Origin of the sequence: Noviherbaspirillum galbum, assembly GCF_010974945.1 — a bacterium.
Classification (GTDB): domain Bacteria; phylum Pseudomonadota; class Gammaproteobacteria; order Burkholderiales; family Burkholderiaceae_D; genus Noviherbaspirillum; species Noviherbaspirillum galbum.
This window is the reverse complement of record NZ_JAAIVB010000079.1, coordinates 49,682-72,089: the sequence shown is the minus strand read 5'-3', so window position 1 is coordinate 72,089 and position 22,408 is coordinate 49,682. Positions and strand designations below refer to the sequence as shown.

General features: G+C 65.1%; 23 protein-coding genes. 14 read left to right on the top strand and 9 right to left on the bottom strand.

The annotated features are described in order from the left end of the window. The first annotated feature begins 2 nt into the window (after positions 1-2). A complete protein-coding gene (locus tag G3574_RS24770; protein ID WP_205609911.1) occupies positions 3-524 on the top strand; it encodes a copper chaperone PCu(A)C in 522 nt (173 codons plus the stop codon). A 39-nt stretch (positions 525-563) separates the two neighbouring features. Here the strand turns inward: G3574_RS24770 and rfaE2 are convergent, their stop codons facing one another. From rfaE2 to G3574_RS24755, 3 genes are all read right to left on the bottom strand, one after another. Further along, positions 564-1,040, bottom strand: a complete 477-nt coding sequence (rfaE2, locus tag G3574_RS24765) for a D-glycero-beta-D-manno-heptose 1-phosphate adenylyltransferase (RefSeq protein ID WP_163968237.1) — start codon at positions 1,038-1,040, stop codon at positions 564-566. Between the two features lie 55 nt (positions 1,041-1,095). Further along, positions 1,096-1,962 carry a ferritin family protein gene (locus G3574_RS24760; protein WP_163968236.1) on the bottom strand — a complete coding sequence of 289 codons (867 nt, stop codon included), beginning with the start codon at positions 1,960-1,962 and terminating at the stop codon, positions 1,096-1,098. A 161-nt stretch (positions 1,963-2,123) separates the two neighbouring features. Continuing rightward, complete coding sequence (locus G3574_RS24755) at positions 2,124-3,068, bottom strand: MerR family transcriptional regulator (protein WP_163968235.1); 945 nt, start codon at positions 3,066-3,068, stop codon at positions 2,124-2,126. A 318-nt stretch (positions 3,069-3,386) separates the two neighbouring features. Between G3574_RS24755 and G3574_RS24750 the strand changes: the two genes are divergently transcribed. From G3574_RS24750 to G3574_RS24735, 4 genes are all read left to right on the top strand, one after another. After that, complete coding sequence (locus G3574_RS24750; RefSeq protein ID WP_163968234.1) at positions 3,387-4,709, top strand: NAD(P)/FAD-dependent oxidoreductase; 1,323 nt, start codon at positions 3,387-3,389, stop codon at positions 4,707-4,709. 6 nt (positions 4,710-4,715) lie between these two features. Beyond that, complete coding sequence (locus G3574_RS24745; RefSeq protein ID WP_163968233.1) at positions 4,716-5,525, top strand: DUF1365 domain-containing protein; 810 nt, start codon at positions 4,716-4,718, stop codon at positions 5,523-5,525. Next, positions 5,522-6,775 (top strand): SAM-dependent methyltransferase, encoded by a 1,254-nt coding sequence (locus tag G3574_RS24740; RefSeq protein ID WP_163968232.1) that lies wholly within the window; start codon positions 5,522-5,524, stop codon positions 6,773-6,775. The genes G3574_RS24745 and G3574_RS24740 overlap by 4 nt, the downstream gene beginning before the upstream one ends. A 102-nt stretch (positions 6,776-6,877) precedes the next feature. Continuing rightward, a complete protein-coding gene (locus G3574_RS24735; protein WP_328804849.1) occupies positions 6,878-8,161 on the top strand; it encodes an MFS transporter in 1,284 nt (427 codons plus the stop codon). A gap of 8 nt (positions 8,162-8,169) precedes the next feature. Here G3574_RS24735 and G3574_RS28170 read toward each other — a convergent pair whose 3' ends face one another. Next, positions 8,170-9,129, bottom strand: a complete 960-nt coding sequence (locus G3574_RS28170) for a PhaM family polyhydroxyalkanoate granule multifunctional regulatory protein (RefSeq protein WP_205609910.1) — start codon at positions 9,127-9,129, stop codon at positions 8,170-8,172. Positions 9,130-9,399: 270 nt separating this feature from the next. Here G3574_RS28170 and G3574_RS24725 point away from each other — a divergent pair, with 270 nt between their 5' ends. The 6 genes from G3574_RS24725 to G3574_RS24700 all read left to right on the top strand — a co-directional run bounded on the left by G3574_RS24725 (position 9,400) and on the right by G3574_RS24700 (position 14,982). Continuing rightward, a complete protein-coding gene (locus tag G3574_RS24725) occupies positions 9,400-10,536 on the top strand; it encodes a DUF3108 domain-containing protein (RefSeq protein WP_163968231.1) in 1,137 nt (378 codons plus the stop codon). A gap of 15 nt (positions 10,537-10,551) precedes the next feature. After that, positions 10,552-11,334: a DUF3108 domain-containing protein gene (locus tag G3574_RS24720; RefSeq protein WP_163968230.1), complete on the top strand. Its 783-nt coding sequence runs from the start codon at positions 10,552-10,554 to the stop codon at positions 11,332-11,334. A 168-nt stretch (positions 11,335-11,502) separates the two neighbouring features. Beyond that, the gene (gene queC / locus G3574_RS24715) at positions 11,503-12,228 is read left to right on the top strand and encodes a 7-cyano-7-deazaguanine synthase QueC (protein ID WP_163968229.1); all 726 of its coding nucleotides are present in this window, start codon (positions 11,503-11,505) and stop codon (positions 12,226-12,228) included. A gap of 37 nt (positions 12,229-12,265) precedes the next feature. Further along, positions 12,266-12,712, top strand: coding sequence for a Crp/Fnr family transcriptional regulator (locus tag G3574_RS24710; protein ID WP_163968228.1), 447 nt, complete (start codon positions 12,266-12,268; stop codon positions 12,710-12,712). An 81-nt stretch (positions 12,713-12,793) separates the two neighbouring features. After that, the gene (locus G3574_RS24705; protein ID WP_163968227.1) at positions 12,794-13,537 is read left to right on the top strand and encodes a metallophosphoesterase family protein; all 744 of its coding nucleotides are present in this window, start codon (positions 12,794-12,796) and stop codon (positions 13,535-13,537) included. Positions 13,538-13,551: 14 nt separating this feature from the next. Beyond that, positions 13,552-14,982, top strand: a complete 1,431-nt coding sequence (locus G3574_RS24700; RefSeq protein ID WP_163968226.1) for a bifunctional serine/threonine-protein kinase/universal stress protein — start codon at positions 13,552-13,554, stop codon at positions 14,980-14,982. 12 nt (positions 14,983-14,994) lie between these two features. On the opposite strand, the gene G3574_RS24695 is transcribed toward G3574_RS24700, so the two are convergent. Beyond that, the gene (locus G3574_RS24695; protein WP_163968225.1) at positions 14,995-15,807 is read right to left on the bottom strand and encodes a DUF72 domain-containing protein; all 813 of its coding nucleotides are present in this window, start codon (positions 15,805-15,807) and stop codon (positions 14,995-14,997) included. Positions 15,808-16,079: 272 nt separating this feature from the next. On the opposite strand from G3574_RS24695, the gene G3574_RS24690 reads away from it, so the two are divergent. Then, positions 16,080-16,409: a hypothetical protein gene (locus tag G3574_RS24690; RefSeq protein ID WP_163968224.1), complete on the top strand. Its 330-nt coding sequence runs from the start codon at positions 16,080-16,082 to the stop codon at positions 16,407-16,409. A 12-nt stretch (positions 16,410-16,421) separates the two neighbouring features. Here G3574_RS24690 and G3574_RS24685 read toward each other — a convergent pair whose 3' ends face one another. Next, complete coding sequence (locus G3574_RS24685) at positions 16,422-17,516, bottom strand: GGDEF domain-containing protein (protein WP_163968223.1); 1,095 nt, start codon at positions 17,514-17,516, stop codon at positions 16,422-16,424. 247 nt (positions 17,517-17,763) lie between these two features. Here G3574_RS24685 and G3574_RS24680 point away from each other — a divergent pair, with 247 nt between their 5' ends. Beyond that, on the top strand, positions 17,764-18,093 hold the full coding sequence (locus G3574_RS24680; RefSeq protein WP_163968222.1) for an EF-hand domain-containing protein: 330 nt from the start codon (positions 17,764-17,766) through the stop codon (positions 18,091-18,093). A 27-nt stretch (positions 18,094-18,120) separates the two neighbouring features. On the opposite strand, the gene phhA is transcribed toward G3574_RS24680, so the two are convergent. Next, positions 18,121-19,014, bottom strand: a complete 894-nt coding sequence (gene phhA / locus G3574_RS24675) for a phenylalanine 4-monooxygenase (protein ID WP_163968221.1) — start codon at positions 19,012-19,014, stop codon at positions 18,121-18,123. Between the two features lie 137 nt (positions 19,015-19,151). On the opposite strand from phhA, the gene G3574_RS24670 reads away from it, so the two are divergent. After that, entirely contained in the window at positions 19,152-19,643 is a 492-nt protein-coding gene (locus G3574_RS24670) for an Lrp/AsnC family transcriptional regulator (protein ID WP_163968220.1), read from the top strand. A gap of 13 nt (positions 19,644-19,656) precedes the next feature. Here G3574_RS24670 and folE2 read toward each other — a convergent pair whose 3' ends face one another. Further along, a complete protein-coding gene (folE2, locus tag G3574_RS24665; RefSeq protein ID WP_163968219.1) occupies positions 19,657-20,463 on the bottom strand; it encodes a GTP cyclohydrolase FolE2 in 807 nt (268 codons plus the stop codon). A gap of 62 nt (positions 20,464-20,525) precedes the next feature. Continuing rightward, positions 20,526-22,400: a 1-deoxy-D-xylulose-5-phosphate synthase gene (gene dxs / locus G3574_RS24660; RefSeq protein ID WP_163968218.1), complete on the bottom strand. Its 1,875-nt coding sequence runs from the start codon at positions 22,398-22,400 to the stop codon at positions 20,526-20,528. Positions 22,401-22,408: the final 8 nt, after the last annotated feature.

Below are 22,408 nucleotides of genomic sequence, written 5' to 3'. Positions count from 1 at the left end.
AGATGAAACTGCATGCTCTCTTGTTCGTTTCCCTGCTGGGAGCCGTGGGCGCGGCCAACGCCCAGGCGGGCCGGGCCGGACCGATCTCCCTCGACCAGGCGCGCGCGCGTCCCTCGGTGGCCGGGCAGCCTTCGGGCGCGGCCTATCTCCGGATCGAAAACAAGGGAAGCGCGCCGGACCGGCTTGTTTCCGCGGCGTCGCCGGTTGCCGGCAGCGTGGAGATCCATACCATGGCGATGGAAGGAAACGTTATGAAGATGCGGGAAGCGGACGGCATCGCGCTGCCGCCGAAGTCCACGGTCAGCATGCAGCCCGGCATGGGCTACCACATCATGCTGATGGGCTTGCGCCAGCCCTTGAAGGCGGGCGACAAGTTTCCCATGACGCTCACGTTCGAAAAGGCCGGCAAGGCGGAACTCATGGTCGAGGTGACCCCGAATGCGTCGGCGCCCGCCGCACAGCATGGTCAAAGCGGGCATGACGGACACGACATGAATCACATGCACGGCGGCCACGGCCAGTAAGCCGGGCCGGCACCGGCGCCTCTAGCGGCAGATGGCGCGCTAGCTGGCGCGCACCTTGTCCAGGAGGCGGGTGGTCGAGCGGTCATGCTCGAAGTCGATCGCCACGGCGCGGCCGCCATAGGCGGCGACCGCCTTGCCTTCGGGAATGGCCGTCATGTCATAGTCGCCGCCCTTGACGTAGATGTCCGGACGGGCTTCCTGCACGACTTCCAGCGCCGTGTCCTCGCCGAACGCCACCACCAGGCTCACCGATTCGAGCGCGGCAAGAATGGCCATCCGGTCTTCGCAGGCATTGATCGGGCGGTCGTCGCCCTTTCCCAGGCGCTTGACCGAGGCATCGGTATTGACGGCCACGACCAGCGAAGCGCCGAGCGCGCGCGCCTGGGCGAGGTAGGTGACATGGCCGCGATGCAGGATGTCGAACACGCCGTTGGTCAGAACCACCGGCTTGGGCAGGGCGGCGACGCTCGACCGGAGCGCGTCGCGGGAGCAGATCTTCTTCTCGAATGGAGCCATGGCAAAAAAAAGCCGCAGGGTTTTCCCGCGGCTGTCAGGTTCGGAATTGCGTTGATCAGGAAGCTGCCTTGAGCTGGCCGCCGAGTTGCGGTCCGAGGCGCGCCGTGACTTCCTTGCGATAGCGGTTCAGGTCCTGCACAGATTCGAAGGTGCGCTCGAACAGCAGCGAAAGGTTGTGCAGGATGCGATCGACCACCTTTTTCTCCCATTCGCCGTCGAACTTGATCTGGCCGTCGAGCCAGCGCTCCAGCCAGTTGGGATCCGGCAGGCGGCTTTGCACCGTGTCGTTCGGAAACAGGGCCTGGTTGACGTGCAGGTTCGTGGGGTGGAGCGGCTTTTCGGTGCGTCGGGCGGAAGCCATGAGCACGCCGATCTTGGCGAACGCGGCGCGCGCGTTGTCGCCCACTTCGTTGAGCGCCTTCTTCATGTAGCGCAGGTAGGCGCCGCCATGGCGGGCTTCATCCTGGCTGATGATCTTGTAGATCTGCTTGATCACCGGTTCGGTATGCCAGTCGGCCGCGCAGCGGTACCAGTGGTTGAGGCGGATTTCGCCGCAGAAATGCAGCATCAGGGTTTCCAGCGGCGGGGCCGGGTCGAACTCGAAGCGCACCTTGTGCAGTTCGTCCTCGGTGGGCACGAGGTCGGGACGGAAGCGGCGCAGGTATTCCATCAATACCAGCGAATGTTTCTGCTCTTCAAAGAACCAGACCGACATGAAGGCCGAAAAATCGCTGTCGCCGCGGTTGTCGCGCAGGAACATCTCGGTGGCGGGCAAGGCGGACCATTCGGTGATCGCATTCATGCGGATGGTCTGGGCCTGTTCTTCGGAAAGCTTGGACGCGTCGAATGCATCCCAGGGGATGTCCGTTTCCATGTTCCAGCGGACTTGCTCGAGCGACTTGAATAATTCTGGGTACAGCATCTCACACCTTCTTATTTGGTTAACCCCTTGATTTTACCAAGAAAAGTAAGCCAGACGTCGTACATCAGACATTCGGGGCCGAAGGAAATTCACCGGCCCCTGCCGTGACGGATCCAAACTGGTTGGACAAAACGCGGAAAATCAGGCTTCCAAGGCCGCCATCATGCGCTCGCCGGGACGGCCCGGCGTAACTTCCAGTCAATAATCGCATCCCGGATATTTCCCAGCCCCAATACCTTGACGTCGCGCGGCGGACGGCGCCGCAGCACCGCGGCCTCGCCGCCGACCCAGATCTCGCGGTGGGCCGGCAGTTTCTCGCGCAGGTCGCGCAAGCTCTCCAGCACGCTGTTCGGATTGAGCGCGGCGGAGAACGACAGCGCCACCACGTCGATGTCCTGCGCTTCGGCGGCCCGCACGATTTCGAGGATGGGCGTCTGCACGCCGAGCGAAATGCAGCGCGCGCCTTCCAGGGCGAAGATCGCTTCGGCCATCAGCAGGCCGAGGCCGTGCTGCTCGTTGGGAAAGGTGGTCAGCAGCAGGCGCGGCCGCACCGCCGGGTCGAACTGATGCTGGGGCAAGGCGGCGATCGCATTGCGCATCACGATCTGCACGGACTCGGTGTACAGGTGCTCCTCGAAGACGGCGAACGAACCGTTCGCCCAGCGCAGGCCCACCATCGAATTCAGCGGCGCGATCACATCGACCACGAAGCGGTACATGCCGATGCGCAGCAGTTCCTGGGAAAGCTGCCGGCGCAGTTCCTCGAAGCGGCATTCCTTGCACAGCGAGATGAACTGCAGCAGATCCGCCCTTTCCCCTTCCGCGGGCGCCGCCTCGCGGTCAGGCCCGGCCCTGCGCGTTCCGCCGGCGGCGAGGGCCGCCAATTCTTCCTCGCTGCAGGCCATCACCCGGCCCGGGCGATGCCCCTGGTCCAGCAGTCGCTTGATCACGCGCAGCCGCTCCACCTGGGACAGCGGGTAGACGCGTTCGCCGAGGGCATCGCGCATCGGCTTCGGGAAGCCGTAGCGCCGCTCCCAGACACGCAGGGTGTCCTTGGACAAACCGGTGTCGCGTTCGACCGCGCCAATGCTCAAAGTAGTTTCCATAACAGTTCGTCCGTAAAACGTGTCCGGCAAAAATTTTTATTTACCCCCGGATTGTAAGACTGGTTTTTGTCCAAGACAATCCTTGACAGCACTCAATTACGTTTCCATAATTCAACGACCGTATTTTGTCTTGGACAACATGTGGTCAATTTCGTGCGCGCCGCCAAGCTTTCCCGGATGAATCCAGTGTGGCGGCCCACGCGTACAACAAAGACCGGCCGCGGGATGACGCACTGATCGTGCCTTGCGACCGGCAGGTTCAATAACGAGGCCAATGACGCCGGCGCTCCCGTCCGCCGGGCGTCCAAGGGGAAAACGATGAAGATTGCGGTTATCGGCTCTGGGATTTCAGGACTGTCCTGCGCCTATCAATTGTCGCTGGCCGGCCACGAAGTCAGCCTCTTCGAAGCCAACAACTACTTCGGCGGACACACCCATACCGTGGATGTATCGATGGGCGGCGTCACGCATGGCGTCGACACCGGTTTCCTGGTATTCAACCACCGCACCTACCCCAACCTCGTTCGCCTCCTCGACCTCCTCGGCGTCGATACCACCGCCACCGACATGTCGTTTTCGGTAAAGATGCCCTTGTCGGCATCGCGCATCCTGGAGTGGGCCGGGACCAGCCTGGCAACCGTGTTCGCGCAGCGCGCCAACCTCGTCCGGCCGGCATTTCTCGGCATGCTGCGGGACATCCTTCGTTTCCACCGGCACACCGGCGAGCTGATGCGCACCGGCCGGCTGGAATCGCAGGCCGGTGCGCTCGGCGACTTCCTGCGGGCGCATCGCTACGGCGATGCCTTCCGCGACTGGTACCTGCTGCCCATGGCGGGATGCATCTGGTCTTGCCCGACGCAGACCATGCTGTCGTTCCCGCTGGCCTCCTTCGTGCGTTTCTGCCACAACCACGGCCTGCTGCAGGTCAACGACCGCCCCCAGTGGTACACCGTGACCGGCGGCGCGCGACGTTACGTGGAGAAGCTCCTGCCCTTCATCGCGCACAAATACCTGCGCACGCCGGTCGTCTCGATTCGCCGCGATCCGGGCGAGGAAGGCCGCGGCGAATCGGTCTGGGTCGACACCCTGCAGGGGCGCCAGCGCTTCGACCAGGTGGTGCTCGCCACGCACAGCGACCAGTCGCTCAGGCTGCTGCGCGATGCCGACCGCGCGGAATGCGACATCCTCGGCGCGGTCAGATACCAGCCGAACCGCGCGGTGCTGCATGCCGACGCAAGCTGCCTGCCGCGCGACAAGCAAATCTGGTCGGCCTGGAACTACGAAGGCGCGCGCAGCAACGACGACATGCATGGCAGCGCGTCGCGGGTGTGCGTGCACTACCTCATCAACAAGCTGCAGCCGCTGCCCTTCCGGGAGCCGGTCATCGTGTCGCTGAACCCGGTGTCCGAACCCGATCCGGCCAAGACCTTCGCTTCCTTCGACTATGCGCACCCGGTATTCGATGCGGCCGCGGTGGCGGCCCAGGCGCGGCTGGGCGAGGTGCAAGGCCGGCGCAATACCTGGTTCGCGGGCGCGTGGACCGGCTACGGCTTCCACGAGGACGGCCTGCGCTCGGGCATGGCGGTCGCCAGCGCCATCATGAAGATGCCGCAGGAGACGGGCGCCCGGCTGCCCGCCTGAGCCGCCATGGAACGCGCGCAACTATGCTTCGGCCGGGTCCATCACCTGCGCCTCCGCCCCGCCCGCCATGGCTTCGGCTACGGCGTGTATTTCCTGCGGCTTCCGCTGCGCGCCATGTCCAGGCAGCCGGCATCGGGCCGCTACTTCTCATGGAACCGCTTCAACCTGCTGAGCTTCCATGAAGCCGACCACGGCGACGGCCGGCAGCCGCTGGTGCCATGGATCGATGGCTTGCTGCGCGACGCGGGCATCGGTGATGCCGAGGGCGAGATCTGGCTGCAAACCTTCCCGCGGGTGCTGGGCTACGTCTTTAACCCGGTCTCCTTCTGGTTCTGCCACCGCGCCGACGGCGCCCTGCGCGCTATCCTGTGCGAGGTCAACAACACCTTCGGCGAGCGCCACTGCTACCTGCTGGAAAACGGCGGCGAGCTGGCCTGGGGCGAACGGCTCGAGGCAGCCAAGACATTCCACGTGTCGCCCTTCTGCCAGGTACAAGGTCATTACCGCTTCCGCTTCGCGCGGACGGTCAGGCTGATGGACAGCACGCCGTGGTCGCTGGTGGAACAGGTCACGGCGCAGATCGATTACCACGACGCCAAGGAAGCGGCGGCGGCCGACGTTCCGCTCATGCATACCAGCCTGGCCGGCACCGCCTACCCCCTGAACGACGCGCTGGCGCTCAAGGCTTTCTTCTCTTACCCGCTGATGAGCTTCGGCGTGGTCTTCCGCATTCACTGGCAGGCGCTGCGCCTCTGGCTCAAGCGCGTGCCGTTCTTCAGCAAACCCCATCCTCCCGCAAGCGAGCTGACCCGATGAATACCGACTTCACCAATTCTTCGCCGCTGGACCTGCCCGGCATGGCGGCATCCGCGAACCCGGCGACCAAGGCCGCCACGCGTACCCCCTACGCCTGGACGGCGGCGGCTTCGGCGCTGCGCCAGCTGCAGGGCGGGTCACTGCGCGTGCAGCTGCCGGACGGATCCTGCGCGATGCTCGGCACCGGACCGCAGCGCGCCACGCTGGCGATCCGCGACTGGCGCATGCTCGGCGCCACGCTGCGCGCCGGCGACATCGGATTCGCGGAAAGCTTTATCGCCGGCCATTGGGACAGCGACAACCTGCCGGGCCTGCTCGAGCTCCTGACACGCAACCGCGCGGCGCTGGAGAAGCTGATCTATGGAAGCTGGTGGGGCGGGCTGGCGTACCGCTTGCGGCACCTCCTGAACCGCAACAGCAAGGCAGGCAGCCGCAAGAACATCCATGCGCACTACGACATCGGCAATGCCTTCTACCGGCTCTGGCTGGATGCCGGCATGACGTATTCGAGCGCCCTCTATGCAGTGGGCGGAGAGACGCTGGAACAGGCGCAGTCCGCGAAGTACCGCCGCGTCCTGGACCAGCTTCGCCTGCGGCCGCAGGACCATGTGCTTGAAATCGGCTGCGGCTGGGGTGGCTTCGCGGAAGCCGCGGCGCGCGAGACCCATGCCCGGGTCACCGGCCTGACCTTGTCCACCGAGCAGCTTGCCTACGCGCGTTCGCGGATGGAGCGCGAGGGCATGGCCCACCAGGTGGGGTTGATGCTGCAGGATTACCGCGACGTCGATGGCCGCTTCGACGCGATCGCGTCGATCGAGATGTTCGAGGCGGTCGGCGAGGAATACTGGAACGATTACTTTGCCTGCATCGCGCGCTGCCTCAAGGCCGGCGGCCGCGCATGCATCCAGAGCATCGTCATCGACGACGCCTTGTTCGAACGCTATCGCCGCGGCAGCGACTTCATCCAGCAATACATCTTCCCGGGCGGCATGCTGCCGTCGCCGTCGGCATTCAAGGCGCATGCCGGGCGGCATGGCCTTGCCCTGGTGGATTCCTTCGCCTTCGGCCAGGATTACGCGACGACGCTGGCGCACTGGCGCGCCGCCTTCAACGCGCAGCGCAAGGCGGTCAACGCGCTGGGCCTGGACCAGCGCTTCTGCCGCACCTGGGATTTCTACCTGGCGTATTGCGAAGCGGGTTTCCGCGCCGGCAGCATCGACGTGATGCATTTCACGCTCGAAAAAGCCTGATGAAAAACTGACAAAAGCCCGACAGTCCATCGTTGCCGGCGGTGCCCCGCTTCGCGCGGTTCGCTGCTATCCTTGTCGATTGCCCATCCGACGACAGCGACCGTGAACCGACGACTCGACCTCAGCGTGCCCGCGAACGAACGATTCTTCCTGCTTTCGCTGGCGGGCATCCAGTTCACCCACATACTGGACTTCATGATCATGATGCCGCTCGGACCGCAGCTGATCCGGGCGATGCAGATCGACACCCACCAGTTCGGCCTGCTGCTGTCCTCCTACACCTTCACCGCGGCAGCGTCCGGCCTGCTGGCGGCAACCTACGTCGACCGTTTCGACCGCCGCAAGCTGATGCTCACGCTGTATGGCCTGTTCATGGCCGCGACGCTCTGCTGCGGCCTGGCGCAAGGCTATGCCACCCTGCTTGCGGCGCGCGCGATGGCGGGCGCCTTCGGCGGCGTGCTCGGCGCGCTGGTGCAGACCATGGTGGCCGACGTGATTCCCTTCGAGCGCCGCGGCCAGGCAATGGGAACCGTGATGGCCGCGTTTTCGCTGTCCACGGTGGCCGGCGTGCCGGCCGGCCTGTTCCTCGCCAACCATACCGGCAGCCTGGGCTGGCGCGCGCCGTTCTTCTTCATCGTGCTGCTGAGCGCGGGATTCTTCGCCATCGGCTACCGCCTGCTTCCCAGCCTGACCTCCCACCTCGAGCGGCGCGCGGGTGGCGGCGTGCTGCGGCAGATCATCGCGGTGGCGCGCGAGCCTGACCATCTCATCGCCTATGCCTTCGTCGCCCTGCTGATGCTTGGCGGCTTCACCGTGATTCCCTTCGTGGCGCTCTACTACACCACCAACGTCGGCATGTCCGAACAATTCATCACGGTGATCTACCTGTGCGGCGGCGCGGCGACCTTCTTCACGTCGCGCCTGATCGGCCGCCTGGCGGACCGCCATGGCAAGCTGCCCGTGTTCCGCATGGTGGCGCTGGCCTCGCTGCTGCCGCTGCTGGTCACGACGCACCTGGTGCCGATTCCCTGGTGGCTGGTGCTGATCAACTCCACGATGTTCTTCGTCCTGGTGCCGGGGCGCATGATCCCGGGCATGGCGATGGTCACGGCCGCGGCACAGCCGCACGTGCGCGGCACCTTCATGAGCCTGACGTCGTCGGTGCAGATGATGTCGTCGGGCCTCGCTTCGCTGTTGGCCGGCATGATCATTTCACGCGCGCCGTCCGGACAGATCCTGCATTACGACCTGGTCGGCTACCTTGCCGCAGCGAGCGCCCTCGGCGCCGTCTGGCTTGCCTCGCGCCTGCGCGGCGCTCGACTCGGCAACGATCTCCACAAGGGCGCCGCCGCCGGCGCGAAACCCGCCGCGCCGCAAGCCGACTGACGCGGCCCTTACTTGGTCGTCTTGCGCCGCGTGGTCGCGCCGCCGCCCGCCTTGCTTCCCGACCCGGCGCTCTTGGCGCCGGCGGATTTCGACGAGGTCTTCGATGCAGTCTTCGATGCGGCGGCCTTGCCGGCGGGCTTGCCGTCTGACTTGCCCGCCGTCTTGCCTCCCGCCTTGTCCTTTCCCGCTTCCGCCGGCATGGCGGAGGTGACCGCCTGCTTGAATTGATCCTGCAGCATGTTCCACCAGGCCGCGGCATTCACCAGCGGCGCGGTCAGGCTGGCGGCATCCTGGCGGTCTTCGCTGGTCGGTTGCGCCTTGCCGGCAGACCGGGAGGCAGACTTGGCGGCAGGACTGGAAGCGTCCGCGGAGGCGTGTCCGGCATCGGCCGCTTCATCCTCGTCCTCATCGTCCATGTCGTCCGCATCGGGTGCGCCATGTGCGGCATGCGCCCCATTGCTCGCCGCGCCGAGGCCGTTGCCATTTCCGTTTGCGGTGGCGTTGCCGCTATTTCCGGTATTGCCTCCAGTGCCGGCGGGGCGGGCCGCCTGGTGTCCATTGGCGCCATTTGCGCCGGCCGCCCTCGCCATGCCTGCCATGGCATCCTTGCCGCCCTTCATGGTGGCCGTGAACGATTCACCCATGGTCTTGAGGGTGGTGATGGTCGCTGCCTGCACTTCCAGCGCCTGTATGGTGGCGCGCAGCATGTTCTGGTTGAGGGCGAGCCAGGACTCGACGGCCTTCAGGTCGGATATCTTCTTGTTGATTTCTTCCACCGACAGGGTTGGCATCACCATGCCAGGAATGTTCATGCCGCTGGCGCCGAGGCCGGGAATGCCCATGCCGCCGCTCATGCCGGGAATATTCATGCCGGGAATGCCCATCCCGCCCCACAGGTTCTTGACGAACTCGAGCGTATCCGTCATTGCGCCCATGCCAGGAAGGCTGGGAATGTTGGGCTTGATCATGGTAGACCTCCAATGCGTTGGAATGAGTGGAAGAGCGGAAACGGGGATGCCCTCTTCGGCTGAGTGAACAAAATGATAAAGGTTCCTCGCGGGATTGTGTGGGAATCCGGACGCCGGCCCGCCGCCGGTGCAAGCCGGCACATTCTGTAACAAAGAAGCCGGCGCGCCCTGCCCGGCCCTGTCCCCGCCGGCCGTGCCGCCTGCGTTCTCCCGTCCTGAACCCCCCGCTGATACGGAACGCCGTTCCCCAGCATTGATACACTAGCTCCCATGCCGCCATTCCGCCAGCCCGAATTCGATGATCCGCCACGAGGGCGCAGGTTGCGCGCGCTCGTCGTGACCGCGGCGATCGCCTTGCTGCATGCGGTGGCCTTCTCCTGGCTGAACCTGGGTCCAGCGGAGCCGGCGCGGCCGCCGGCGGAAGCGCCGCTGGTGATGATCGATATCCCGCGGCCCGCCGAGCCGCCGCCCGCTCCCGCCGCGCCTCCGACGAAGCCCCGGCCGGCCAGGCGGCACCCCGCGCCGGCGAAATCCGAACCGCCTTCGCCTCCACCTCCACCCGCGCCGGCCCTGGCCGAGGCAGATGCCCCGGCGCTTCCGCCGGCGGTGGAATCCACTCCTGTACAGCCGACGGACGACGCCCTGCCAGCCGCGCCAGCCGCCATGACCAGCCTGCCAGCGGCGGAAGACGCGGCGAAACCGCCCGTAGCGGAAGTCCGGCCGTCCCTGCGCTTCGCTCCTCCGCCTCCCGCGGAATTGCAATACGACGTAACGGCATCCCGCGACAACCAGAACTGGCACGGGAAGGGAGAATTCCGCTGGGAAAACCGGGATGGCAGCTATGCCATCCACGGCGAGGCGAGCGTGACGCTGTTCTTCAAGATCAACGTCCTGCAGGTCAGCAGCGAGGGGCTGATCGGCGAAAATGGCCTGGAACCGGTGCGCTACAGCGAGAAGCCGTTCCGGCGTTCCATGATGAATACCCACTTCCAGCGGGCCGTCGGCAGGATCAGCTTTTCCGCCTCGGAATCCACCGCGCCCTGGGAAAGCGGGGAACAAGACCGCATCAGCACGATCTGGCAACTTGCGAGCATCGGGCGCGCCGACCCGGCGCAGTTCGTTGTGGGCGAAGACCTCGCCTGGCGGGTGGCCGGCACGCGGGATTCCGACCTCTGGACCATCAAGGTCATCGGCCAGGAAGACATCGACACCGACGAGGGAAAGCGCCACACCTGGCATGTCTCGCGCGCGCCGCGCCCGGGTTCCTACGACCAGGCCCTCGACATCTGGCTCGCGCCGGGACAGGACTGGCAGCCGGTGAAGATCCGATATACCTATGCCAACGGCGACTGGCTGCAACTGTCGCTGACGCGACTGACGCCGCTTGCGCCTTCCGGCAATTCCTGAAACAGGACATCGACAATGCATTCATTTCCCATCACTTCCTTCCGCTTTCCGGCAGCGCTGCGCTCCTGCCTTGCCATGGCGGCGCTCGTTGCGGCGGCAGGCGCGGCGGCGCAGGACCCCGCAGCCATCCCCAGGTACAAGGTCAACATCGCGCCGTCCGCCGACCTCAGCTACGCCATCCGCGCGCGGCAAAGCGGCATTTCGCTCGAAGGCAGCGCCGTGGCGCGCTGGAGCGCCAGCGGAAAGAAGTATTCCATTGCCAATGAAGCCCGCGCCGCGCTGTTCGGCAAGATCCTCGACTCCAGGAGCGAAGGCGACATCGACGACAACGGCCTGGCGCCGGCAAGCTTCGTGGAAAAGCGCGTCCGCCGCGACCAGACCACGACCACCTTCGACCGCCAGGCGCGCGTGATCCGCTTCAGCGCTTCCGACCAGACCTATCCCCTGCGCGGCGCTGAGCAGGATCGCAACAGCATCGTCTGGCAACTCATCGCTGCCGCGCGCGCGACGCCCGCGCGCTTCAAGCCGGGCAGCGAATGGGTGTTCTTCGTCGCCGGGCAGCGCGACGCCGATCCCTGGACCTTCAAGGTCATCGGCCAGGACAAGATCGCGACACCGCTGGGGGAGGTGAATGCCGTCCATTTCGCCAAGCTGCCGCCTCCCGATTCCAAGGAACAGCAGGTGGACCTGTGGCTCGGACCGCAGCAGGAATGGTATCCGGTACGGCTGCGCTACACCGACGCGGATGGCGACTTCATCGAACAGACGCTGGACCAGATCACGCCCAAGCCGTCCTGACCTGGCCTGATGCGCGCCGCGCCTGCAACGAGCTGCCGCAGGGTGCAACAGGTTGCGAAAGGTTGCGAAAGGTTGCGAAAGGTTGCGAAAGGGTGCGACAGGCTACAATCCCGCCAACCGACTCATTCCGCCTGCGACGCCAGGCCCAGCCCCATCCGGATTCTTGCCATGACTTCATCCAGCAGCGCTCTCGTCCTCTTCAGCGGCGGACAGGATTCCACCACCTGCCTCGCCTGGGCCCTGTCCCGTTACGAACGCGTCGAAACCCTGGGCTTCGACTATGGGCAGCGGCATGCCATCGAGCTCACCGTGCGGCCCACCCTGCTGCAAAAGCTGCGGGAATGTTCTCCTGCATGGCAGGCGCGGCTCGGCGAGGACCACATGGTCGACCTGTCGCTGCTGTCCCGGCTTTCCGACACCGCCCTCACCAGCGATGTCGAAATCGCCATGCAGGCGAACGGCCTCCCCAACACCTTCGTCCCCGGCCGCAACCTGATGTTCATGATGGTGGCCGCGACCCTCGCCTACCGGCGCGGCATGGACGTGCTCGTCGGCGGCATGTGCGAAACCGACTACTCCGGCTATCCGGATTGCCGGGATGACACCATGAAGGCGCTGCAGGTCACGCTCAACCTTGGCATGGCATCCCGCTTCAAGCTCGAGACGCCGCTGATGTGGATCGACAAGGCCCAGACCTGGGAGCTGGCGCATGCGCTCGGCGGACAGGCACTGGTCGACCTGATCCGCGAACATACGCATACCTGCTACCTGGGAGAGCGCGGCGCGCTCCATCCCTGGGGCCATGGCTGCGGCCGTTGCCCGGCGTGCGTCCTGCGCGCGCGAGGTTATGAAGAGTACGTCGCCACGCTGGACACCGCCGCCAAAACTCCATAATCTTGAACGGCAGCATCACTTACCGTCAGGAGTTGGCATGTCCGTCCAGTGCGATCCGCACATCATGCAGTTGTTGCTTCGGCTAGACCTGTTCCGCGGCATGACCGAGGCGGAACTCGGGCTCATCCTGGAGGCGTCATGCCTGGTGGAATTTGCTTCCGGCGAATACGCCATCCGCGAAGGCGAGCAGGACCACCACGTCTTCGTCCTGCTTTCGGGAAAGGCCCGCATCGTCAAGCGCGCCATCGCTATCCAGAAGGTCATCCAGGACCTCGGCCCGGGCGAATGTTTCGGCGAAATGTCGCTCATCGACTGCCGCAGCCGTTCGGCGTCGGTGAAGGCCGTCGGGGCGTGCAAGACGCTGCGCATCAGCGGCGACGCGCTCACGGCGCTGCCCGACGTCAGCGCCAAGGTCTATCGCAACATCGCCTGCAAGCTGTCGCAGCGGCTGCGGCACGCCAACGACCTGCTTACCCTGGGATAGGACCGGCTTGCCGGCGCGCCCGGCTGTAAGCAAGCGCTAAGACTGCGGGTGTAGCATGAGGCATTCATCCTGGAGCGCCGCATGCTGACCGCCATCTTCACCGACCTGCACGCCAACCGCGAAGCGGTCTCGGCCTGCCTGGCCCACGCCGAGCAGCGCGGCGCGCAGCGCCATGCCTTCCTCGGCGACCTCGTCGGCTATGGCGCCGATCCGGCGTGGGTGGTCGACACCGTGATGGCTCATGCGCGCGACGGCGCGATCGTCGTGATGGGCAACCATGATGCCGCGGTGATAGACGATCCGGGAAAGAACATGAATCCGAATGCGCGCGCCGTAGTCGAGTGGACGCGCTCCCGCCTGAACGCCGGCCAGCTTGCTTTTCTCGCCAGCCTGCCGCTCACGGTGGAATCCGGCGATTGCCTGTTCGTGCATGCCAGCGCCGCGGAACCGCGCCGCTGGGAATACATCACCGGCACGGTGGAAGCGGTGCGCAGCATGCATGCCACGCGCCAGCGCCTGACCTTCTGCGGCCACGTGCACCAGCCCGCGCTCTATAACCTGTCGTTGACCGGCAAGATCTCCTCCTTCGTGCCCGCTGGCGACAGCAGCATCCCCCTGAGCACGCAGCGCCGCTGGCTGGTCATCCCGGGCTCGGCCGGCCAGCCGCGCGACGGCAATCCCGCCGCCTGCTATGCCTTGTACGACGACGTCACCCACGACCTCACCTTCCTGCGCGTCCCGTACGACGTGGATGCCGCCGCCGGCAAGATCCTGGCGGCCGGCCTGCCGCAGCAGCTCGGGCGGCGGCTCGAAGCGGGCCTCTGAGCGGAGCGCCGACGATGCATGCCGTCCGCCTCGAACCCGGTCTCGAGATCGATGACTTCGTGCTCGAGGAAAAGCTGCACAAGGGCGGCATGGCGACGCTCTGGCGCGTGCGCCGCAAGACGGCCGGTCCGGCCACGTCCGGCGCGGCCGGCAACGCCGATGCCCTGCTGATGAAGCTGCCCATCCTCGGCGACCACAACGACCCCGCCGCCATCGTCGGCTTCGAGGTCGAGCAGATGATCATGCCGAAGCTGACGGGCATCCACGTGCCGCGCTTCATCGCGTCCGGCGATTTCACCGCCCAGCCCTACATCGTCATGGAACTGATTTCCGGTTCCTCGCTGCGGGCGCGCTTCGACGAGGCGCCGCTGCCCATGGATGAAGTCGTTGCCATCGGGACCAAGGTGGCGAACGCGCTGCACGACCTGCACCGGCAGCATGTCATCCACCTCGACATCAAGCCGAGCAACGTCATGTTCCGCAAGAGCGGCGAAGCGATCCTGGTCGACTTCGGCCTGTCGCGGCACGACATGATGCCCGACCTGCTGGCGGAAGAGTTTCGCCTGCCGCTGGGCACCGGGCCCTACATCGCGCCGGAACAGGTGCTCAACATCCGCAACGATCCGCGCAGCGACCTGTACGCGCTGGGCGTGCTGATGTACCACCTCGCCACGGGCGAGCGTCCGCTGGGAAACCCGACCAGCATCCGGGGCTTGCGGCGCCGGCTGTGGCGCGACCCGCTGCCGCCGCGCGCCATCAATCCCAAGGTTCCTCCCTGGCTGCAGGAAGTGATCCTGCACTGCCTCGAAGTGCATCCGGACGCGCGCTACAGCACGGCGGCGCAGATTGCCTTCGACCTGCAGAATCCGGAACAGATTACCCTGACCGCTCGCGCCGACAAGGCGCGCCGCGACAGCCTGGGAGTCGTGATGCGGCGCTGGTTCAAGTCGATCGGCATGGAAGCGATGCCGGAGCAATCGGCCGTGCGGCAACTCGCCAGGGCGCCGATTATCATGGTGGCGATCGACATCGAGCATGGCTCGGAAGCGCTGGCCGACACGCTGCGGCGCACCACCCTGCGCATCCTGCAGACCGAGCCCGATGCCCGCCTGGCCTGCGTCACCGTGCAAAAGACCAACCGCATCGGCATGGATGAAGTCGTCGACCGGCATGGACAGAACATTCACGTGAAGCATCTCGCCGGGCTGAAGCACTGGGCGCGTCCCCTCGGGCTCGATCCGGCCAAGCTGACCTTCCACGTGCTAGAAGCGCCGGATCCGGCGGCCGCCATCATCGACTACGCGGCGGTGAATGCCGTCGACCACATCGTGATCGGCTCGCGCGGCAGTTCGGCGCTGCGGCGCTACCTGGGCAGCGTATCGTCGCAAGTCGTGGCGCTCGCGGATTGCACGGTCACGGTGGTCAAGAGCGCCGGCAGCGCCTGAGCACGCAACGCCTCAGAACAGGCTCGGCGTGACGCCGCGCGCCGCGCGGACCGGCTGTGGGGCGGCCGGGATGGCGCCCGGCTGGAGCACCAGATCGGGCAGGCGCGAAAGCAACGACAAGGCATTTGGCACCGCGGCGCCGTCGGCGGTATTGTCGAACACGCACCAGACCTGGCGTCCCTCGCCGGCATGCCGCTCGATGTCGGCGGCGACGCGCTCGAGATCCGCATCGCCGTAAGCCGAGTAATACATGCGCGGAGAACCGTGCAGGCGGATGTAGACGGTGTTCCCGAATCGCGCATCGTCCGGCAAGGGCCTGACCTGCGGATCGGCAAGCACCGGCGTGACATCGTGCGCGCGCATCAGCGCGGCGGCATCGGACGTGAACCAGGAAGGATGCCTTGCTTCGCAGGCGATCGCCATGCCGGCGCGCCGCCGCAGCAGCGCGAGGAAGGCGTCGGCAACGTCCGGCTCGAAGGCAAGGCTGGGCGGAAGCTGCAGCAGCAGGCAGCCAAGCTTTTCCTCGAGGTGCATGACCTCGCCGAGAAAGGCGTCCAGCCGGCCATCGGCCTGACGCAACCGCATGACATGGGTAATGTCGCGCGGAATCTTTGCCGAGAAGCGGAAGTGCGCGGGAACGCTGTCGCGCCAGCGAGCATAGGTCGCCGGGCGATGCGGCCGGTAGAACGACGAATTGATTTCCACTGCCGGAAAGACCGACGCATACCGCTCCAGCTGGCTTCCCTCGGCGGCGAAACTATCGCGCACCGCGGAGGAAATGCTCCAGCCGGCGCAGCCGAGGAACAGGACCGGTTCGTCTTGCATGTTCAGCTTCCTCCTTTCCGCATGACTGTCTCCACGAATGCGCCGCCGAGGTGGCTGCAAGCCTCTTGCAGCGCGGGATGCTTATTGCAGTGCATATTGCGCGCTTGTCCAAACGCGCATAGATTGCAGACATGCGGCTGTCATGGATGTGACAGGAAGGCCGCGCCCTCGTTCTGCGCGCGGTCCTGATGCAGGCCATGCCAGAGCGCCGATGGTTGCCGGCGTCAGGCGCCGGATGCCTCGGTAAAGAAGACCGGAAACAGGAGAACCGAATGACGGCGCAACGCGAAGACATCGAGGAGCGGCTTCGTTTCATCGACAGGACGATCGTGCATGCGGCGCGGGCCTGCCAGGCGGACGGGCGCGTTCCCAGCGACCTGAAGCATTGCGTCGATGAACTGGAGCATTACGCGAGCGAGGCGAAGCAGGCCTGGCACGCACTGGATGTGCCGCGGACGCGCCGCACCGTCGAAAACCTTGCGCGTTTGAGCGATCATGCGCAGAGCGCATTCCGCGAGGACGATGACATGGATCATGTGCTAAAGAGCGCGGTGATCCTCACGCACATCGAGGTTTCCGCGCTGCGCTACCAGTTGGCCTGATCCGTTGCGGATTCAGGCGCAGGCACGCGCGGACAGGCGCTGATCCGCCATCACCACCCTGTCGCGCCCCGTCTCCTTGGCATGATAGAGCGCGTCGTCGGCGCGCTTTGCAAGTTTCTGCACGTTGTCCATCGGCATGTAGCTGGTGATGCCGGCTGAAAAATGTACGTCGAGTCCCGGCGCGATGCTGCCCCAGTCGTGATCGTTGACTGCCTCGCGCAGCCTCTCCATGGAGATCGTTCCTTCCTCGGCACGCGTGTCGGGAAGCAGGATTCCGAATTCCTCGCCGCCGAGGCGGCCGATGCGGTCGATTCCCCTCAGGGTCCGCACCGCGATGTCGCACACGGTCTTCAGCACCTCGTCGCCGACCGGATGGCCATGCGTGTCGTTGACCTTCTTGAAGTGGTCGATGTCCAGCATCACGAAGCAGAATGGCGCGCCGGTGCGCGCGCTGCGCTGCGCCTCGTCCTCCAGCATCTTCATGAATGTCCCGCGGTTATTGATGCCAGTCAGGTGATCGTGACTGGCGAGTTCCTCGATCTGGCGCAGCGAAGCTTCGAGCTGCCGGTTCTTTTCCGACAGCTTGGCGCGCAGCCGGAAGAAGCGCGCGCTGGCGAGCGTCAGGCTGCGCAGCGCGAGGAAGAAGAACAGCCAGGTGGCGAAGATTTCCAGCCCCGACGCGCCGGGAAAGCGGAATCGGTCGCGCACCAGCCAGATCGCCGCGCCGGTGAGCACGCCGAAGACGAGCCAGCCGTTCGTGAAGCTGCGCGGCGAAAACTCGGGTGCGGCATAACCCGAGAAGGCGATCATGGTCAGCATGAAGAAGACGGCGAGCTGCGGCGCCAGCATCAGGAAGATCAGTTGCGCGGCGGCGTTGACGGCGAGCTGGGGAACCAGCAAGCCTTTTTCCTTGAGCCTGAGGTTGAGCCCGATCCTGAACATCAGGTGAATGGCGATCGACACCGGCACGACGGTACCGGCGAACGCCACCACGATCCACGGCTTGATGGTGCCGGCCAGTGCGAACAGGCCCAGCATGCCGGTTTCGATCAGCATGTTGAATACCACCAGCCCCGACATGTAGATGCGGTGTGGCTGGCGGCGCATGTCCTTTTGATCGGGCGGATTGGCCTGCTGCGATTGCATTAGCTGGGAGTAAGGAAACGATACTGCCACTTTATAGTGCAAGTTTCTTTACGGCAAGTGAATCACGGTACGAGTCGTGGCGCAGCGCAGCATCCGCACCAGACTTGCCTCCTGTAAAACCTGTAACACAGGGTAAATCCGGTCAGCCACCAAATGTATATCCCGCAACATGAGGAGGCATCATGAGAAAGACATGAGGTAAAGGACCATGAAACCGATATTGATCTGCGCACTGCTCGGCGGCCTTCTTGGCAGCGGGCTTGCGTACACCCAGACCCAGGCCCAGGCTGATGGCGTGCCGCAAGCCACCCGCCCCGCGCAGGGATCGCCGGCCCGCGCATCAAAGCGCCTGGCAAAATTCGAAGAGCAATTCAGCGCGGCCGACACCGATCACGACGGCGCCTTGACACGCGAGGAAGCAGAGGCCGCGGGCCTGAAGCGCATCGTCGACAATTTCGACCGGCTCGATGCCAACAAGGATGGCAAGGTCACGCGCGAGGAAATCCGGGCCCTGATCCGCAGCCGGATTTCCAGCTGATCAAGCTGATCAAGCTGGTGCGGCGGATCAGCCGCCCGCCGCCGGATTGGGCGGCACGTTGCTCTCGCCCGGCAGCAAGGTATCTGCGGGCAGCGCCTCTTCCGTCTTCAGGATCTCGTACAACGGCGTAAAATCCGGTTCCGTAGTCGAAAACAGATGCGCGAAGTCGCGGATCACGAAATAGGTTTCCTGGTAGGAATCGATCTTGTAAAGCGTACGCATCGTGCGCTCCGCATCCAGCATGACCCGGCGCGGTTTGGGGCTGGTCAGGCAGTAGTCGATTTCGCCGCCGGACGACAGGATGCCGGCGCCGTAGGCCCGCAAGCCTTCCGGGCTCTGGATCAGCCCGAATTCCACCGTGTACCAGTAAAGGCGCGCCAGGTATTTCAGGGCATCGTGCTCCAGCGCCTTCATGCCGCCCCGGCCGTATTCCTGGAGGTAGTCGGCGAACAGCGGATTGAACAGCAGCGGCACATGGCCGAAGAAGTCATGGAAGATGTCGGGTTCGACGATGTAGTCGAACTCTTCGGGTTCGCGCAGCCACACCGTCACCGGAAAGCGTCGCGCGGCAAGATGCTCGAAGAAGGTCAGGTCGGGAATCAGGCCGGGAACGGCGACCAGTTCCCATTTCGTCGCGCGGTACAGCGATTCGCTCGCGCGCTGCAGGTCGGGGATGCCGCCCGAGGCATCCAGGCCGGCCAGCGCCTCGATGAAGACATCGCAGGCCCGGCCCGGCACCAGTTTCGCCTGGCGTTCGTACAGGCGCCGCCACAAGGCATGCTGCTCCGGCGTGTAGGCGTTCCAGTCCTGCTTCACGACATAGCGTTCATCGGCATTCTCGTAATTGCCGCGCAGCGTGCCGCCATCGGACTTCTCTTCCAGGGTCTTGAAAAAATCGGCGTGGTCAACGGTGGTATTCATGCCTGTCCCCTCGGCTCGGGTTGTTAGTGTATCCAGGAAGTATAGTCAAGCCGGGCAGGCATAAAATTGCGAAATATGGCTGACGCAAAGAAAAATTGGCAATAAAATTGCCGTATATTTTTCATCGAGGGCAGACCATGCCAAAACTGGAACTCGACAAGACGGATCGCAAGATCCTCGCGATCCTGCAGGCGGACGGCCGCCTCAGCAACCAGGAAATCGCGGAAAAGGTCAGTCTTTCGCCGTCACCCTGCCTGCGGCGCATCAAGCGCCTGGAAGATGCCGGCGTGATCCGGCAATACGTGGCCTTGCTGGATCCGGACAAGATCGGCCTCGGGCTGCTGGCCTATGTGAACGTGCGCCTGGAAAAGCATAGCGACACGCCGGGCAGCAGCAACCGGTCGCCGCGGGCGGCATTCGCCGCCGCGGTCGACACCTGGCCGGAAGTGGTGGCCTGCTATGCGATGACGGGAGAAATGGATTACCTGCTGCGGGTCCATGTGGAAGACATGGAGCACTTCTCCCACTTCATGATGGAGACGCTGCTCAAGCATCCCGTGGTGCTCGAGGTGAAATCCAGCTTCGCGCTGCAGCGCATCAAGGATACGACGGCGCTGCCGCTGGTCTGACGCCGGCCGCCGGTCACTTCACGCGCTTGTCGTTCTCGATCAACGCGTATGCCGAGTGATTGTGGATGGATTCGAAGTTTTCCGCCTCGAGCGTGTAGGCCAGGATGCGGGTCTCGCCATTGAGCATGCCGGCGACGTCGCGCACCAGGTCTTCGACGAACTTCGGGTTGTCGTAGGCGCGCTCGGTGACGTACTTTTCATCCGGGCGCTTGAGCAGGCCGAAGAGTTCGCAGGAGGCTTGCGCCTCGATGCCGGCGATGAGTTCGTCGACCGGCAGCTCGCCGTCCAGCAGGGCGCTGACGGTGATGTGCGAGCGCTGGTTGTGCGCGCCGTATTCGGAAATCTTTTTCGAGCAGGGGCAGAGGCTGGTGACGGGGACCAGTACCTTGAGCGTGATCTCGAGGCGGCCGTCGCGCATCTCGCCGACGTAGCCGACTTCGTAATCCATCAGGCTCTGCACGCCCGAGATCGGCGCGGTCTTGTTGATGAAGTAGGGAAAGCTGACCTCGATCCGGCCGGAATCGGCTTCCAGCAGCTTGACCATGTCCCGCATCAATGCGCCGAAGCGGGAGGCATCGAGCGGCACGCGGTTGTCCTCGAGCAGCGCGATGAAGCGGGACATGTGCGTGCCCTTCTGGTCTTCCGGCAGATGCACATACATGTTCCAGGTGCCCACCGTGGGCATGACGCCGGACGGGGAGGCGATCGTGACCGGATAGCGCACTCCCTTGACGCCGACGCGCTGGATGGCCAGGCGGCGGGTATCGACGGTGCTTTGCACGTCGGGGATGCTCATCAGGTTCAGGTCGCGGGTATTCATGTTCAGCCTATCGGTTGTGGCTGCCGGACCTTGCTGGACGAGGCTTGCGGCTGCCGGATTTCTCAGTGGTTGACGTTGTTCACGACGAGGCGCGGTTCGCCCTTGCCAAAGCGTTTCCTGATCGCGGCGGCGATGCCTTTCGCGTCCAGGCCGCAGGCGGCGAGCAACTGCGCCGCATCCCCGTGGTCGATGAAGCGGTCCGGCAGGCCGAGGTGAAGGATGGGCTTGACGATACCGGCATCGGCGAGCGCCTCGGCGACGGCGGAACCGGCGCCGCCCATAACCGCACCCTCTTCCACGGTGACCAGCGCCTCGTGGCTTTCGGCGAGCCGCTTCACCAGTTCGGTGTCGAGCGGCTTGACGAAGCGCATGTCGGCGACGGTGGCGCCCAGTTCCTCGGCCGCGCCCAGGCTGGGAGCGACCATCGTGCCGAAGGCGAGGATGGCGATGCCCTTGCCTTCGCGCCGGACGAGGCCCTTGCCCAGCGGCAGAGGCTGCAAGTCTTTCTCCACCTTGGCGCCGATGCCGGCGCCGCGCGGGTACCGGACCGCGGCCGGACCATTATATTGGAAAGCCGTGGTCAGCATTTGGCGGCACTCGTTTTCGTCGGAGGGCGCCATCACCACCATGTTGGGAATGCAGCGCAGGTAGGCCAGGTCGTAGTTGCCGGCGTGGGTTGCGCCGTCCGCGCCGACGAGGCCGGCGCGGTCGAGGGCGAAGGTCACGTCCAGGTTCTGCAGCGCCACGTCATGGATCAGCTGGTCGTAGGCGCGCTGCAGGAAGGTGGAATAGATCGCCACCACCGGCTTCATGTCTTCGCAGGCCAGGCCGGCGGCAAAGGTGACCGCATGCTGCTCGGCGATGCCGACGTCGAAGTAGCGGCCGGGGAAGCGGCGCTCGAACTCGACCATGCCGGAGCCCTCGCGCATCGCGGGCGTGATGCCGACGAGCCGTCGGTCCTTCTCGGCCATGTCGCACAGCCAGTCGCCGAAGACCTGGGTGTAGGTCTGCTTGCCCGCCGCCGCCGGCTTGATGCCTTCGGCCGGGTTGAACTTGCCGGGTCCGTGGTACAGCACCGGATCGGCCTCGGCGAGCTTGTAGCCCTGCCCTTTCTTCGTCACGACGTGCAGGAACTGCGGCCCCTTCAGGTCCTTCAGGTTCTGCAGCGTCGGGATCAGCGATTCCAGGTCGTGGCCGTCGATCGGGCCGATGTAATTGAAGCCGAATTCCTCGAACAGCGTGGCGGGAACGACCATGCCCTTGGCATGCTCCTCGATGCGCTTGGCCAGTTCCAGCATGGGCGCGGGCAGGACGGTCTTGCCGACGTTGCGCGCCGCCGCGTAGAACTTGCCGGACATCAGGCGGGCAAGATAGCGGTTGAGGGCGCCGACGGGCGGCGAGATCGACATGTCGTTGTCGTTGAGGATGACCAGCAGGTTGACGTCGTTGTAGACGCCGGCGTTGTTGAGGGCCTCGAAGGCCATGCCGGCGGTCATCGCGCCGTCGCCGATCACGGCGATCGCGTGCCGCTTCTCGCCCTTGGTGCGGGCGGCGAGCGCCATGCCGAGCGCGGCGGAAATCGAGGTCGAGGAGTGGGCGGTGCCGAAGGTATCGAATTCGCTTTCGACGCGGCGCGGGAATCCGGAAATGCCGTTGAGCTGGCGCAGCGTCGGCATGCGGTCGCGCCGGCCGGTGAGGATCTTGTGCGGATAGGTCTGGTGTCCGACGTCCCAGACGATGCGGTCTTCGGGCGTATTGAAGACGTAGTGCAGCGCGATGGTCAGCTCGACCGTACCGAGGTTGGACGACAGGTGCCCGCCCGTCTTGGAAACCGAATCGAGCAGGTAGGCGCGCAGCTCGTCGGCCAGCGGTTTGAGTTGGGTGCGCGGCAAGGCGCGCAGGTCAGCCGGGCTGTCGATCAGGTTGAGCAGGTTCATGGTGAGTG

Excerpts from the sequence above, each read along its gene's own strand:
- G3574_RS24770 (WP_205609911.1), top strand. The coding sequence starts at position 3 with ATGAAACTGCATGCTCTCTTGTTCGTTTCCCTGCTGGGAGCCGTGGGC.
- rfaE2 (WP_163968237.1), bottom strand. The coding sequence starts at position 1,040 with ATGGCTCCATTCGAGAAGAAGATCTGCTCCCGCGACGCGCTCCGGTCG.
- G3574_RS24760 (WP_163968236.1), bottom strand. The coding sequence starts at position 1,962 with ATGCTGTACCCAGAATTATTCAAGTCGCTCGAGCAAGTCCGCTGGAAC.
- G3574_RS24755 (WP_163968235.1), bottom strand. The coding sequence starts at position 3,068 with ATGGAAACTACTTTGAGCATTGGCGCGGTCGAACGCGACACCGGTTTG.
- G3574_RS24750 (WP_163968234.1), top strand. The coding sequence starts at position 3,387 with ATGAAGATTGCGGTTATCGGCTCTGGGATTTCAGGACTGTCCTGCGCC.
- G3574_RS24745 (WP_163968233.1), top strand. The coding sequence starts at position 4,716 with ATGGAACGCGCGCAACTATGCTTCGGCCGGGTCCATCACCTGCGCCTC.
- G3574_RS24740 (WP_163968232.1), top strand. The coding sequence starts at position 5,522 with ATGAATACCGACTTCACCAATTCTTCGCCGCTGGACCTGCCCGGCATG.
- G3574_RS28170 (WP_205609910.1), bottom strand. The coding sequence starts at position 9,129 with ATGATCAAGCCCAACATTCCCAGCCTTCCTGGCATGGGCGCAATGACG.
- G3574_RS24725 (WP_163968231.1), top strand. The coding sequence starts at position 9,400 with ATGCCGCCATTCCGCCAGCCCGAATTCGATGATCCGCCACGAGGGCGC.
- G3574_RS24720 (WP_163968230.1), top strand. The coding sequence starts at position 10,552 with ATGCATTCATTTCCCATCACTTCCTTCCGCTTTCCGGCAGCGCTGCGC.
- queC (WP_163968229.1), top strand. The coding sequence starts at position 11,503 with ATGACTTCATCCAGCAGCGCTCTCGTCCTCTTCAGCGGCGGACAGGAT.
- G3574_RS24710 (WP_163968228.1), top strand. The coding sequence starts at position 12,266 with ATGTCCGTCCAGTGCGATCCGCACATCATGCAGTTGTTGCTTCGGCTA.
- G3574_RS24705 (WP_163968227.1), top strand. The coding sequence starts at position 12,794 with ATGCTGACCGCCATCTTCACCGACCTGCACGCCAACCGCGAAGCGGTC.
- G3574_RS24700 (WP_163968226.1), top strand. The coding sequence starts at position 13,552 with ATGCATGCCGTCCGCCTCGAACCCGGTCTCGAGATCGATGACTTCGTG.
- G3574_RS24695 (WP_163968225.1), bottom strand. The coding sequence starts at position 15,807 with ATGCAAGACGAACCGGTCCTGTTCCTCGGCTGCGCCGGCTGGAGCATT.
- G3574_RS24690 (WP_163968224.1), top strand. The coding sequence starts at position 16,080 with ATGACGGCGCAACGCGAAGACATCGAGGAGCGGCTTCGTTTCATCGAC.
- G3574_RS24685 (WP_163968223.1), bottom strand. The coding sequence starts at position 17,516 with ATGCGCCGCCAGCCACACCGCATCTACATGTCGGGGCTGGTGGTATTC.
- G3574_RS24680 (WP_163968222.1), top strand. The coding sequence starts at position 17,764 with ATGAAACCGATATTGATCTGCGCACTGCTCGGCGGCCTTCTTGGCAGC.
- phhA (WP_163968221.1), bottom strand. The coding sequence starts at position 19,014 with ATGAATACCACCGTTGACCACGCCGATTTTTTCAAGACCCTGGAAGAG.
- G3574_RS24670 (WP_163968220.1), top strand. The coding sequence starts at position 19,152 with ATGCCAAAACTGGAACTCGACAAGACGGATCGCAAGATCCTCGCGATC.
- folE2 (WP_163968219.1), bottom strand. The coding sequence starts at position 20,463 with ATGAATACCCGCGACCTGAACCTGATGAGCATCCCCGACGTGCAAAGC.
- dxs (WP_163968218.1), bottom strand. The coding sequence starts at position 22,400 with ATGAACCTGCTCAACCTGATCGACAGCCCGGCTGACCTGCGCGCCTTG.